Here is a 13,786-nt window from a genome sequence, read left to right as displayed (position 1 = left end):
CTCGTCAAGCATTTAACTCAAGTGGAAACGATATTGTGGCCCCCGTAATGTGAAAAATCTGAATTCTGCTTGTGAGCTCAATACCCATTTGAGGCAATACTTTCCTGCTGCTTATCTTAGTCAATCACTAAATTCAGTTCGACCTTGGTCTACATTAGCTTAATTGGTGATGTAGACATAACTTCAGCATTTCATAGGTTAAGTTGTTGTTAATAAGTAACTATTTTGTTTTTTCTATAACTGGCCAAACCAAATCTTAGACTAAGGTCGTGATTGTGGTCACATTTTGAGTTGTTAGATTAACTATCGACTTAAAAAATAATTAGCACTGGGGAGTCACTATGAGTTTCGAAAATCAAGATACAGCAAGTGGGTACTGGCGTGAGAATTTACGCTTAGTATTGGGGTTGCTGGCAATTTGGGCTGCAGTATCATTTGGCTGCGGTATTTTACTGGTCGATGTTCTTAATGAAGTCCACTTCATGGGCTTTAAATTGGGATTCTGGTTTGCACAACAAGGTGCCATGTATGTGTTTGTTGCACTGATTTTTGTGTATGTAGCGAAAGCGAATGCTTTAGATAAAAAATATAACGTACACGAAGACTGAGGAATAAATCATGGATGTTCAAACTTTAACTTATATTATCGTGGGCTTGACGTTTGCCCTGTACATCGGTATCGCAATATGGTCTCGTGCTGGCTCAACTAAAGAGTTTTATGTCGCTGGTGGCGGCGTGCCGCCAGTTATGAACGGTATGGCAACAGCGGCGGATTGGATGTCCGCGGCATCATTTATATCACTTGCCGGTATTGTTTCATTTACTGGTTATGATGGTTCTGTCTATTTAATGGGCTGGACCGGTGGTTATGTTCTGCTAGCGCTTTGCATGGCTCCATACTTACGTAAGTTCGGTAAATTTACTGTGCCAGACTTTATTGGTGATCGCTATTACTCACAAGCTGCGCGAACTGTTGCAGTCGTGTGTGCGATTTTCATCTGTTTCACCTACATCGCCGGTCAAATGCGTGGTGTTGGGGTGGTATTCTCCCGTTTCTTAGAAGTCGAAGTTGAAACTGGGGTTTATATCGGTATGGCAGTGGTGTTCTTTTATGCTGTTTTAGGCGGTATGAAAGGGATTACTTACACTCAGGTTGCGCAGTATTGTGTGCTTATTTTTGCCTTTATGGTACCAGCCATTTTCATCTCGGTAATGATGACAGGTCATGTGTTACCGCAAATTGGCTTTGGTGCAGAACTTGTTGATGCAGCAGGTAATGGAACAGGAGTTTACCTGTTAGATAAGCTTGATGGCTTGTCGGCAGAACTTGGCTTCTCTCAATATACTGAAGGCTCAAAGAGCATGATTGATGTGTTCTTTATTACTGGTGCCTTGATGTTTGGTACCGCTGGTTTACCCCATGTCATCGTGCGTTTCTTTACAGTGCCTAGAGTAAAAGATGCGCGTGTATCAGCTGGTTGGGCATTAGTATTTATTGCTATTATGTATACCACAATTCCAGCATTGGCAGCTTTCTCTCGTGTAAATATGATTGAAACCATTAATGGCCCAGAAAAAACCGGTGTTGCTTATGAAACAGCGCCTGAATGGATTAAAAACTGGGAAAAAACTGGCTTAATTACTTGGGATGATAAAAATGCTGATGGCAATATCTATTATGCTAAAGGCGATACCAATGAAATGAAAATTGACCGCGATATCATGGTATTAGCAACGCCTGAAATTGCATCTCTGCCAGCATGGGTCATAGCATTGGTCGCTGCTGGTGGTCTTGCGGCGGCACTGTCTACATCTGCGGGTTTATTATTAGTTATTTCTACCTCGGTATCCCATGATTTATTGAAGAAAAACTTCATGCCAGATATCTCAGATAAGAAAGAGCTTTTATTTGCGCGAATTGCCGCGGCGCTAGGTATTGTCATGGCGGGTTACTTTGGTATTAACCCACCAGGCTTTGTGGCCGCGGTTGTTGCGATTGCATTTGGTCTAGCTGCCTCGTCATTGTTTCCAGCCATTGTTATGGGGATCTTTTCAAGAACCGTTAACAAAGAAGGTGCGATTTCAGGGATGGTTTTAGGTTTACTATTTACTGCAAGTTATATCGTGTACTTTAAGTTTGTTAACCCAAGTGCCAATAGCAGTGAAAACTGGTTCCTAGGTATTTCGCCTGAAGGTATTGGTATGCTAGGTATGATGATTAACTTTGGTGTTGCATTTGCTGTTAGCAAAGTCACTGCAGCGGTACCTGCTGACGTGGTTGCTATGGTTGAGTCAATTCGATTCCCGAAAGGCTCAGGTGAAGCGCACGACCATTAAGATTCATACAATATGAATTTTAAAATGTGAGTATTTAACTCTCGGATAAAAAAGCGCTTCGGCGCTTTTTTTATTGGTGACAGTGTTCAATTCTTTATGAACAAATGCTGTTAGCAAGTGTTTAATATTAGTGAGTTAAATATTGCCACTTATGGCCATTGGTCGAATATCAGCCTCAATATAATTTACGTATATTAAATTAATAAGACAGAAAATGATTTGGCAGTAAGTAAGAGGCCCGCGATGAAAGATGCCAGTGAACTGCAACCCATTGTTCAATTTATTAAAGAGTTAGTGCCATTTGATAGTCTTTCAGAGACAAATTTAACGCGCTGCTGCAAGCAAATCACCATTGGTTATTACAGTAAAGCATCGGCTGTAGTGCCCTTAGATGCCAGTCATCCACAACTTTATATTGTTCGCTCTGGCGCATTTGAAGTAAGAGACAATCAAGGTGAGTTATTAGATAGGTTGGGCGAAGGAGACTACTTTGGTTTTCCGTCTTTGCTATCTGGTGAAAAAGTCAGTAACCAAGTGCAGATTTTAGAAGACAGTTTGGTGTATCACTTAGATCCCGAAACCTTTGATTTTTTGCGTAGTGAAAGCCGCAGCTTCGATCGCTTTTTTAATCGTGCCTTTGCCAGAAGAATGCGTCATCAAGCTAGATTTAAAGCAAAAGACTTAACCACAACCAATCGTATCAATAGTTTAATGTCTGCCGATCCTCTAATTATAAATTGTAATGCCAGTGTCAGTGAAGCGGCGAAAAAAATGCGTTTAGCCAGAGTGTCATCAGTGCTAGTGATGGATAATCAGCAATTGATTGGTATTCTTACCGATCGAGATTTACGTAATCGAGTGCTTGCTGAAGGCTTTGATGGCAATTTGCCGGTTCATCAAGCGATGACTCCCAATCCCACCAAACTTGAAGCTAACGCCTTAGTATTTGAAGCAATGCTGTTGATGAGTGAACATGGCATTCATCACTTACCCATTATGGAACAAGAAAATGTGGTGGGGATATTAACCAGTACTGATATTTTACGCGGCCAGAGTTCACAGCCCTTGCTATTAATCGGCGAAATAGAGCGGCAAACCAATATTGATAGCCTGATTAATGTCAGTAAACAAATTCCGGTATTACTACAAAATCTAATCAGTGCAGATGCCCGAGCAGAAGAAGTGGGTAGAGTATTAACCTCGGTTACCGATGCATTAACCCGGCGATTAATTATTTTAAATCAGCAAATTTTAGGTGAAGCGCCAATGGCCTTTTGCTGGTTAGCGTTTGGCTCACAAGGCAGGCAAGATCAAGCGGCCTGTTCAGATCAAGATAACGGTATTTTGCTGACCCATGAGCCTGATGAGCATGCAAAAGGCTATTTTGACGCGTTAACCCATGCGGTTTGTAAAGGGCTGGATCAATGCGGCTATATATATTGTCCCGGGGATATTATGGCGCAAAACCCCAAATGGCGTTTGTCACTGTCCCAATGGCAACAACACTTTGAAAAATGGGTGCTATCACCCGAACCTAAAGCCTTAATGCATGCCAGTATCTTTTTTGATATGCGCTCCGTTTATGGGCCGCAGAATTTATTTGATCAGTTACAACAGCACGTCTTAAGCAACACCAAAGATAATGATATTTTTCTTGCTGGAATGGCGGGTAACTCACTGGTTGAAACGCCGCCGCTAGGCTTTTTTAGAAAGTTTGTGTTAGAGCGTGACGGCAGTGAAGTAAAAGGTATGGATTTGAAACATAAAGGCGTAGCGTTAATCAACGATATCGCCAGAGTGTATGCTTTAAGTGCAGGTATTACTGAAGTGAATACGCCTAAGCGGATCCGAGCATTGATGGAAGCCAATATCATTAACCGTAAAGATGCCCTTAATCTAGCGGATGCCTTAGAGTTTATTGCGCATATGCGGTTATCAAATCAAGGTCAGCAGCATACACAACAACAAGAAGTCACCAATTACTTAAAACCGCAGCAAATGTCATCGTTATTGCGACATCAACTCAGGGATGCTTTTAAAGTGGTTCATGATGCGCAATCTGGCTTAAGAATGAAGTTTATGCGAAGTTATTAATGGTATTTCTATGTGGGTTGGCCTGTGATGTTAATAGTGTGGAGTAAACAACTTAGTGAATGAGTTATGGCTTAAAACGCGCTTACAGTTAGAACTTCTCGGTCAAAAAGACGAGCTTGCGGCTTACCAGTCGAGCGTTAAGCCATGCCTTAGTGCTACGATTGCGGATCTACCGATTATGGCAATAGATCTAGAAATGACCGGGTTAGATCCTCATAACGACCAAATAATCAGTATTGGTATCGTGCCGATTGAGCATGGCGCCATTCCGTTATCAAAAGCCCTGCAAGTGATGGTGACAATCGATGGAAGTGTAGGACAGAGCGCAGCTGTGCACGGGATTATCGATAATCATTTAACAGAAGCGTTATCACTAACACAAGCCATGGCCTGGTTGCTTGCACAAACTCAAGGCTCAATTTTATTAGCTCATCATGCACCAATGGACATTAGTTTTATCCAAAGCCATTTAGAAAAAGTCTATAAAAGAAGCATTAAATTGCCTTTTATTGATACCTTAGCGATAGAAAAACAACGACTTTTACGCCAACATGATGTGCTGCAAGAAGGTAGTTTACGACTGGATGCTTGTCGAAAACGATACGGTCTGCCGACTTATTATGGCCATGATGCCCTCACAGATGCACTAGCGTGCGCCGAATTGTTTGTGGCACAAATAGCCTCTATTGGCGACAGTAAAACCATGAAGGCGGCGCAATTTATTAGTATATAAAGGCAGTAGCCTGAATTTAATCAAATCAGTTTAAATCCAGTAAATAGATATAAAAAAACCAGTACAAGGCTGGTTTAATGGTTTAGCAAGCTGAGTTTACTTTGATTTGTTCATGAAGAAATCAACAGCTGGCTTAATGAGTTCTAAGGCAGTGACTTCACAAGGTGGAAGCTCGGCAGTAGGTGGGTTAATCGGTGTAGTACGCTCACCCCATTTAACTAATGCAGCCGCTGAGGTTAAACCCGCGCCAAAGGCACATGATAAAACAGTTTGACCTGCTTTCAACTTACCTTGTTCAAGAGCATCACAAATCGCAATAGGGATAGTGGCTGCCGAGGTATTGCCATATTTTGCAATATTAACAAAGGCTTTTTCTTTTGGAATTTTCATGCGGCCGATTAAGGTATCAATAATACGTTCATTGGCTTGATGAGGAATAACAAAATCAACGTCTTCTTTATTGATATTGCACTTTTCAAGCACTTTAGTGCTTAGACCACCCATGCCATGAATCGCGCGTTTAAACACTTCTTGGCCATTTAGATGAATGAAGAAGTCTAAAGAAGATGAATCAAAGCGATCCATTTTGGTACCAAAACCAGAGGCTAAAATATCACGCGCAGCAGGGTCATTATTTAACTCGTAACCTAAAACACCGCCTGGTTGGTCGCTTACTTCTAATACCACCGCGCCGGCGCCATCACCAAATAATACAGCGGTTTCACGTCGAGACCAATCAAGGTAAAAAGACAAACGCTCTGCACCAATAACCAACACTTTTTTATTTTGACCACTTTTGATCATTGAACTACCTAGACCAAGACCGTATAAGAAGCCACTACAGGCCGCGTTGATATCAAACGCGCCGCAAGTTGCACCAATATTGGCTTGCACCGTTGAAGCAATGTTTGGAATTAAAGTGTCAGGGCTTGCTGTTGCTAAGATTATTAAGTCAATCTCACTGCCATCAATACCTGCCGCTGATAACGCATTTTGCGCTGCAACGGTTGCAAGTTCTGAGGTATTTACGTGGCTAATACGTCTTTCGCTGATCCCGGTACGAGTTTTAATCCACTCGTCTGACGTTTCCATAAATGTGGCTAAATCGTCATTGGTCAGAGTTGCTGGTGGGACACATTTTCCCCAGCCGGTAATATGAGCATACTGCATGTGGTGATCTCTCAAATAAAAATTAAAAAATAATCTGGTAATAAAATGTCTTCATTTAATAGAGGGACTGTTACTCCCCACTAAACCTACTTTAAATGCTGGACCACAAGTGCCTTAATGGCTTCTGCTGCATGTAAAATATGTTGTTGTAATAATTTGGTCGCTTTGCCGATATCTTTGCGTTTGCACAATTCGAAGAGTTCGCGATGCTCTCGTTCCGCCGTTGGTATTCCACCGGTTAAAAGTAGCTGTAAACGGATATAGCGATCACAGTTATTATTTAAACCATGGACAACTTCGAGAGTATGAGGTCGATTAGCGGCTTCATATAAGCACGTATGGAACTGGATATTGAGTTCGCTCCAAGTTGCAACTGAGTCCTCTTGCTTAAAAGCCGACTCGAGTTTGGCTAGCACCTTGTCAGCCCGCTCAAAATCATCATCTTGTAGATTAGGAATTGCTTTTGCAAGCAAATCACTCTCTATCATAGCGCGTAGCTCAAATAATTCTGTGACCTGCTCAACAGAAAGCATTGTCGCAGTGGCACCTTTATGGGCTTCAAACTTGACTAACCCTTCAGCCTCTAACTGTACTAAAGCCTCACGAACAGGAATACGACTGACATTAAGTTGCGCAGCAATTGCTGACTGTCTAAGCGGTTCACCCGCTTTGATATAGCCAGAAAGTAATTGTTCTCTCAAAACTTCTACTACAGCTTGGGTGCGAGTTTTATGAATTATTGGCGTTATTTGACTCATTACTTCTTATAATTGTCACAAAATATCTACGGAAGGGTAACCTTTACTGGCGTTATTATAAAGTATCGATGTAAAAAATCTTCCTTTTATAATACATGTGCATATTTAACTAAGTAGTGGGATAATCACTGTAATTGAAATTTTAGGAGTAGTACCGTGAATAAAGCCATTTTTTTAGACCGTGACGGCGTTATCAATATCGATAAAGGCTATGTGCACTTGGTTGATGACTTTGAATACATTGAAGGTGTGTTTGAAGCATGCTTAGCATTTAAAAAAATGGGCTACATGGTCGTGGTGGTGACAAACCAATCTGGTATTGCTCGCGGTATGTATAGTGAAGATGATTTTCACCATTTAACTGAATGGATGGATTGGAACTTTGCTGATAAAGGTGTGGAGTTGGACGGTATCTATTATTGCCCCCATCATCCAGAAAAAGGCCTTGGGGATTACAAACAAGATTGTGATTGCCGCAAACCTAAACCCGGTATGCTTAATAGTGCTGCAGAATTTTTAAAAATTGATATGAGTCAATCTATCATGGTGGGTGATAAAGCCGATGATATTCGCGCTGCAAAAGCTGCTGGTATTAATACCGCTATATTGGTACGAAGCGGCAAAGTTGTCGATGAAGCAGGAATTGAGCTTGCGACAGTAGTTGTAGATAGCATTGCGGATGTAGCATCATTTATACAAAATAACACTTAAACCAGCTTGTAAAAGCCCTTGTTTCTTTTGTGTTTCTTTTGTGTTTTTTTGGGTAATTTGTTGATTTTTTTGAAGTGGGCGGTTTAAATATTGATGGTGTAAGTGTAACATCTTCCTATGTTTAATAGGGATATGAGAACTAGCATGGCTTTAAGTCGTCGCCATTTATTATCAAATTTACCATTTATTATTGGCTTCAGTGGGCATCGAGATATATTTCATGCGGATGAATCCATAGATTGTAATAAAAATATAAAAGAACAAGTTCGCTCGGTGATATTGCATTGGTTTAATCATCTAAATCCAACATCACATCATAACGCTTCAAATGAAATTACTACTCCAATCTGGATTTTAACCGGACTGGCGGAAGGCGCAGACTTACTCGCCATTGAAGTAGCTTTAGAGCTACAGACTGAGCTAGGTAATGATGCTATTCGTGTCATTGGTTGTTTACCTATGCCGCTGGAAAATTTCAAACAGGATTTCGAGTTTGAGTCTGATAATAGCTTAATATCGATTGAGCAATTCAACTTTCTTGTAAATGAGTTAAGACAGCCTTATAACGAGTTGATAGAAGTAAAACATGCTTTAACTGATGACGAAATGCATCAGGCTGTAAATGATGTTAACTATGGTAGCCTTAGGAATAGTTTATATCTTAATCAAGGTCTTTTTATTGCAAAGTATTGCAATGTATTAGTTGCATTGTGGGATGGAAAAAAAGCACAAGGCACAGGCGGTACTGCTGACATTGTCCGATACAAGTTGGGCTTTGATATCCAATGGCCATCAGGTACGGAACACTCAGCACTACAAGCAATATCAGAGTTTGACGGTCAGACGGCCGGACTTGTGCACCATTTGCCTACAGTACGCTTAAAAAACACTTCCGTTCAGAATGAAAATCAAAGTGTAATAATTGATACCCTAAGTGCAGATGATCAGGTATTGATTAATTATGAACCTCCCATTGGTAAATTATATTCCTATCATTATGAACAAAATGGTCAGCAAAGTGAGTTGACTTGCTTTATTTCAAAAGAATTCAATACGTTAGTTAATGAGCTGAAGTATTTTAATGAGTTTAGTGCTAACAAACTGTCAGAAATAACTGAACCTACCTATAAGTCACCACATAAATCAGGTTTATCTGTGTCTCAGCCAATCTTCGAAGCTGCCGACAACATCGCTCTTAAAGCTCAAACGAGTTATCGCAGTCTCGTTAAGTGGTTTTTTATATTCGCAATACCTGGTTTTGCTTGTTATGAAATCACGGGTAATTTCGTTAATTCAATTACGGGTTCAACAATCATATCTGTCACATTATTGGCTATTGTTGCTTGTTCGCTAATTGTAACATTCGCAGCTAAACGAAACTTAAAATGGAAATATCAATTAGCTCGCGGAGTCGCTGAAGGCATCAGGATCAGAGGCTTTTTAAATCTTTCTAATATACCTCCGGCTGCAACTTCAATTATTCCGAGACGCTTTCGCAGTTTTTATCCATTATTTAATCATGCTATTTCAGTTGCTGAACTGGATTGGTGGCGCCAAAATGAAGTCGCTACTATGGATGAAATTAATGTCGGTTGGTTAGAAGATCAGCGCCTGTTTTTAAATTCTAAATTACAGCTTAACGCAAGCTCATTAAATGACATTTTGTATAAACGTCCTTTATACGCCAGCAGGTTATTTTCACAGGCAGCAAAAACCTGTTTTAGAGTATCAATTATTTTAGGAGCACTGCTCTTATTATCAATGATTAGTCAACAAGTGCTGAAAGTAAATTTGTTCAATGAATCAAACAACTGGTTAATGTTAACTCTACAATACAGTTTAATGACAAGTGGCTTATTTGCTTTATGGAATGAACTTTGTGGTTATGAAGAAACGGCCAAGGGCTATCAAAGTTTATACGAACTTTATTGCCGAGCTCAGTCCTTATTTACTGGCCAAATGTCTCAAGCGAAATCTGTTATGTTGCAAGACTTAGCGAAAGAAGCAATGTTTGAACATGTCAGTTGGTCAAATGCAGAATCAAGTACTGATTTAAAGCAAAAAAAATGATACAAAACAAATAACACAGAAGAATATATTCAATTGGGAATAAGAAGAATGACTCAAGAAATCCAAAAGTATAAAACCCGAACAATAGACGAATTAAAAAAACACAAACAAGTGAAATTAGTTTTTGGTCGTTATCATTTAGAGTGGGATAGCGAAGGTAATTTAACTTGGTTTTGCCAAGAAGAAGATGCAAAGAAAGAAATCAATAGCCATATTGGTAGCATCATTGGCTTAATGGCTTTGGTTAACCAAAAGAATGGATCCCACTTTCTAACCGTAGATGATGCACATACTATATACATTGCCCAAAGCAGAAATGGAAGTTTAATTAAGCAACTTAGTGGCCACGAAGGTCGCATCACTGGTTTGCTTGAACTCGTCAATGGTAACTTATTGAGTGTGAGTGATGATGGCACCGTAAAATATTGGGATTTAAAAACCTACAAGTGTATTGCGACATTAGATGTGCATATTAAATCAGTTGACGATATTGAAGTTCTTGAAGGGATTGAGCGAACATTTATTATAAATGTTGGTAATGATACTCAGCTTTGGTCGCTTAAAGGAGATCTACGCGTTGAATTAAAAGGCCTTAAAGAAGAGATTCGATTCTATGGTCAATTAAATTCAGGCAATTGGCTAGTTGAGCCAATGAAAGGTCATCCAATTCTTTGGTCATCAGATGGCAAGCCGATTTGCAAATATAAATTTAGTTTTTCAGTAAGAGATGGATTTATTGAGCTTGAGAATGGTCAATTGCTAATTAAAGACCAATCAAATGTTTTGCAAATTTGGACTCAATCAGGGGAACTGGTAGAAAAACACACAAGTGACAATGTTATTGCTGAACATTTTGATGAGCTTGAAGCTGCAAAAGACAAAACTTCTCGCTGGTTACATCAGCATCGTTCAAGTGATGATTATCCACAAATATCAAATAACTTTAACTGGGATAACATTGATCCAGATAAAGAAAAAATAGATAAGCCAAATGAAAATAGCGGCTTTCCTAGATTAGAACAAGGCGGTACTGTCGAACAGCAGAGACAAGGCTTAAAACTAAAGCAGGGTTCTGATCAAAGAACAATTTGGGACTTCTTTTTCCGCCCCAACATCCGCAGTATAAAAATGGCTTTACGACAGCAAATTGATACAGCAAGAAGCGCAGAAGAAAATCTAACGAAGCAAAAAGAGCAGGCAGAATTAAAAATAAAAAAACACACGAGTAAACGAAAGTTTGCCAAGTTTGCAGCATTCTTTTTTGCGATACCTACAATATTAATGTGCTTAATAAGTTATTACAGTTATGCCATGCTCAAACCTGCGACGTTAATTACTCATACTGACTCTGTTGTTAACTCAATACTAGGTGTGGTTTCCCCAAACGATGCTGGCACCTTTACAATAAGCACTAGGAATATTAGTGAAAGTGCACAACATATCCAAATTGCATTAGCGGGCATAAGTGGAATTTTATTACTAATAACGCTGTCTTGGTTTTGGCGTAATAGAAGTCAAAAAACAAAACAATTGGAAAAAACCGGTAACTTGCAGCTTATCAATGTAATGATGGAAAACTTTGAAAAGCTAATCAACACAATTAAAAATCATCGAACTAGTATGCTTGAAAGTGTTCCTGCGAATAAGAACCCTCGTTTGTTTGCCAGCGCAGATGTGCATACCTTGATAGAAGATAAAATAAATAATGAAATTCAACAAATAGCATTAGACAAACTAAATCTTGATAAAAGCGAACTTATTCATAGAGATGGAGGCGCTGTTTTACAGGATTGGTCGATCATCCAAACTGGTAAGCCAAAGAAAATTAATAGACAAAATGAAGTTTGCGTTCATTTTGATGGCCATGGAAACTTAGTTAGTGCTGTCAGAGTTATTCAATTTATCTTTTTAACAAAAGAACAAGTTAATGTTTTTTATACCTATTATGATTTTATTGCAGATGAATTCATAGAAGAAGGGGAAACTGACTTATCTCTTTTCTATACAGACATCAGTACTGTTATTCGAAGCAATGTAGAAAGTAAATTGTTCAAACAGGATCTATTAAATACTAAAATTACGCTTTCGTTAAATAGTGGTAAGAACATTAGTTTAGTCATTCTTAAAGAAGAAAGTGTAAAAGCACTATCCAGCGAATTGGTTTCTAATGAAGATGAAGCTGAAGTAATAGAAGAAATGGATGATGAAGCTTCTTTAGAGCTTGTTAGAACATTACTAGAACAGGAAGAAGCTGAGATAAGTACCCAGTTTGAAGCTGATCTAGATATGGCAAAAGAAGATAATAATGAAGAGTTAGTTAACCAAATATCTAGAGCACAAGCTCAACTCCTTGATTATGTACGAAAGCAACAAGCGTCTGTAGATAATTATAATTCTGATGAAAGTGTATCTAACATTTCAAAAGATAATCTTGCAGATTTAACATACCGAAATATTAAAACTCAAATTGAAGCTAAGAAAAGTGAAGCTACAGCAGCTTAAAGACCAAGATTATCATTAATAGAAGAAGTAAAATCAGATGAAAAAAATATTTGTTAGTTACAGCACTAAAGATAATGATGCAGCAAATAAAATTGTTGAAGGTATTAAGCTTGCTGGCCACGATGTATGGTTTGCACCAGATAAAATTCTTGGTGGAGATAATTACGCTGAAAATATTGAGCAAGGTATAGAGCAGAGCGAACTGTTTGTTTTGTTAGCCTCTAAACATGCTATCGGAAATAAAGAGTTGAAACTTGAGGGCTCTGAAGAAGTTGCCAATGAAATTCAGCTTGCCAAAAAACATGGTTTGAAAATAGTACCCTTGAAACTGGATAACAGTTTAATTGTAGGAGCATCGGGTGGTAATAATTATCACTTTATTCGAAAACAATGGATAGATGTTGCCGCTGCTTTGGAAAGTGGTGATTTTGATTCGGTAGTGGGACAAATCGTTACCACTGCAGACTCTTTAACATCTAAAAGTTTTGATGAAGCTTATATAGAAGAGGCAGAGCTTGCATTACTTGTCGGGGATACTCAACAAGCAATGGATGTTATGGCATTACATAGCTTTTCAAAGAGCAATAGAAGCAGAGCAGAGTTTGTTAAGCTTTTAGCCAAATTGCTAAAGTCAGGAGTTAAAGGTTTAGATATCGATAAAGCTAATACGATAGCGACAACATTACAGCGACTTCGAGATAGCGATATTAAACCAAGTGCTACTTACTTGCTTGCCGTTTTAAATGAGTTCTGTTTCCGGAAAAATGGTTTTAAAACTTCGATTGAGCCTTTCAACTTACTTAAAGACTCAGTAAAGACCCATGAAACAGTACCATTAAAGTACCGAGCTATCATTGATAAACTTTTACCACATGAAAGCCAGTTCGCTGTTGAGTGGCTTATACACTGATGAAAGCTTAGTATTTGATGATGAATATCACTAAAAGGTTTGATCTTGTATATTATTTGCGCTGTTGAGCTTGATTTCTTAAATTAATTAATAAAAGCACTTGCGGGAAAAAATGTTTTCCCTATAATGCGCAACCACTGACACGGAACAAGGCGTCTAGCGCTAGTTACCGAGTCCGCTCTTTAACAATTTATCAAGTAATCTGTGTGGACACTCACAGGTGTTGAGTTAATCGAAATTGTCACTTAGGTGGCAATCAAAATTATTATCAATGTAACGATGAGTTTTCATAGCAATATGTAACAAACAGGATGTAGATTCTTCCGAGTCTGCATAATGTAATCAGAATTCATTGAGCCGAAGCATTTTCGAATGTTTCAACAAAACTTTAATTGAAGAGTTTGATCATGGCTCAGATTGAACGCTGGCGGCAGGCCTAACACATGCAAGTCGAGCGGTAACAGGAAGAAAGCTTGCTTTCTTTGCTGACGAGCGGCGGAC

Annotated in this window: 10 protein-coding genes and 1 rRNA gene; 9 read left to right on the top strand and 2 right to left on the bottom strand. The window is 39.0% G+C overall.

Annotation, left to right across the window (positions count from 1 at the left end; genetic code table 11):
• Positions 1 to 341 precede the first annotated feature (341 nt).
• The 4 genes from BCU91_RS19325 (at position 342) to BCU91_RS19310 (ending at position 5,164) form a co-directional block, all read left to right on the top strand.
• Positions 342 to 608, top strand: a complete 267-nt coding sequence (locus BCU91_RS19325; protein ID WP_076542242.1) for a DUF4212 domain-containing protein — start codon at positions 342 to 344, stop codon at positions 606 to 608.
• Between the two features lie 10 nt (positions 609 to 618).
• On the top strand, positions 619 to 2,337 hold the full coding sequence (locus tag BCU91_RS19320; RefSeq protein WP_102435770.1) for a sodium:solute symporter family protein: 1,719 nt from the start codon (positions 619 to 621) through the stop codon (positions 2,335 to 2,337).
• Between the two features lie 243 nt (positions 2,338 to 2,580).
• Entirely contained in the window at positions 2,581 to 4,431 is a 1,851-nt protein-coding gene (locus tag BCU91_RS19315; RefSeq protein ID WP_102532182.1) for a DUF294 nucleotidyltransferase-like domain-containing protein, read from the top strand.
• A 55-nt stretch (positions 4,432 to 4,486) separates the two neighbouring features.
• Positions 4,487 to 5,164: an exonuclease domain-containing protein gene (locus tag BCU91_RS19310; RefSeq protein ID WP_241900982.1), complete on the top strand. Its 678-nt coding sequence runs from the start codon at positions 4,487 to 4,489 to the stop codon at positions 5,162 to 5,164.
• Between the two features lie 96 nt (positions 5,165 to 5,260).
• On the opposite strand, the gene BCU91_RS19305 is transcribed toward BCU91_RS19310, so the two are convergent.
• On the bottom strand, positions 5,261 to 6,334 hold the full coding sequence (locus BCU91_RS19305) for a ketoacyl-ACP synthase III (protein WP_102435766.1): 1,074 nt from the start codon (positions 6,332 to 6,334) through the stop codon (positions 5,261 to 5,263).
• 86 nt (positions 6,335 to 6,420) lie between these two features.
• Positions 6,421 to 7,092, bottom strand: coding sequence for a GntR family transcriptional regulator (locus BCU91_RS19300; protein ID WP_102435764.1), 672 nt, complete (start codon positions 7,090 to 7,092; stop codon positions 6,421 to 6,423).
• Between the two features lie 156 nt (positions 7,093 to 7,248).
• Here BCU91_RS19300 and gmhB point away from each other — a divergent pair, with 156 nt between their 5' ends.
• The 5 genes from gmhB to BCU91_RS19275 form a co-directional block, all read left to right on the top strand.
• Positions 7,249 to 7,803 carry a D-glycero-beta-D-manno-heptose 1,7-bisphosphate 7-phosphatase gene (gene gmhB, locus BCU91_RS19295; protein WP_102532181.1) on the top strand — a complete coding sequence of 185 codons (555 nt, stop codon included), beginning with the start codon at positions 7,249 to 7,251 and terminating at the stop codon, positions 7,801 to 7,803.
• A 144-nt stretch (positions 7,804 to 7,947) separates the two neighbouring features.
• Positions 7,948 to 9,873, top strand: coding sequence for a hypothetical protein (locus BCU91_RS19290; RefSeq protein ID WP_102532180.1), 1,926 nt, complete (start codon positions 7,948 to 7,950; stop codon positions 9,871 to 9,873).
• A 48-nt stretch (positions 9,874 to 9,921) separates the two neighbouring features.
• Entirely contained in the window at positions 9,922 to 12,375 is a 2,454-nt protein-coding gene (locus tag BCU91_RS19285; protein WP_102532179.1) for a WD40 repeat domain-containing protein, read from the top strand.
• A 37-nt stretch (positions 12,376 to 12,412) separates the two neighbouring features.
• A complete protein-coding gene (locus tag BCU91_RS19280; protein ID WP_102532178.1) occupies positions 12,413 to 13,285 on the top strand; it encodes a toll/interleukin-1 receptor domain-containing protein in 873 nt (290 codons plus the stop codon).
• A 389-nt stretch (positions 13,286 to 13,674) separates the two neighbouring features.
• Positions 13,675 to 13,786 (top strand): 16S ribosomal RNA (locus tag BCU91_RS19275); the annotation flags it as partial.

Source organism: Shewanella sp. 10N.286.52.B9, from assembly GCF_002873635.1.
GTDB lineage: Bacteria > Pseudomonadota > Gammaproteobacteria > Enterobacterales > Shewanellaceae > Shewanella.
This window is presented reverse-complemented; position numbering and strand designations above follow the sequence as displayed.

What these genes read in the sequence shown, in the direction of transcription:
- BCU91_RS19305 (WP_102435766.1), bottom strand. Translation starts at nt 6,334, where the DNA reads ATGCAGTATGCTCATATTACCGGCTGGGGAAAATGTGTCCCACCAGCA.
- BCU91_RS19300 (WP_102435764.1), bottom strand. Translation starts at nt 7,092, where the DNA reads ATGAGTCAAATAACGCCAATAATTCATAAAACTCGCACCCAAGCTGTA.
- BCU91_RS19325 (WP_076542242.1), top strand. Translation starts at nt 342, where the DNA reads ATGAGTTTCGAAAATCAAGATACAGCAAGTGGGTACTGGCGTGAGAAT.
- BCU91_RS19320 (WP_102435770.1), top strand. Translation starts at nt 619, where the DNA reads ATGGATGTTCAAACTTTAACTTATATTATCGTGGGCTTGACGTTTGCC.
- BCU91_RS19280 (WP_102532178.1), top strand. Translation starts at nt 12,413, where the DNA reads ATGAAAAAAATATTTGTTAGTTACAGCACTAAAGATAATGATGCAGCA.
- BCU91_RS19290 (WP_102532180.1), top strand. Translation starts at nt 7,948, where the DNA reads ATGGCTTTAAGTCGTCGCCATTTATTATCAAATTTACCATTTATTATT.
- BCU91_RS19285 (WP_102532179.1), top strand. Translation starts at nt 9,922, where the DNA reads ATGACTCAAGAAATCCAAAAGTATAAAACCCGAACAATAGACGAATTA.
- BCU91_RS19315 (WP_102532182.1), top strand. Translation starts at nt 2,581, where the DNA reads ATGAAAGATGCCAGTGAACTGCAACCCATTGTTCAATTTATTAAAGAG.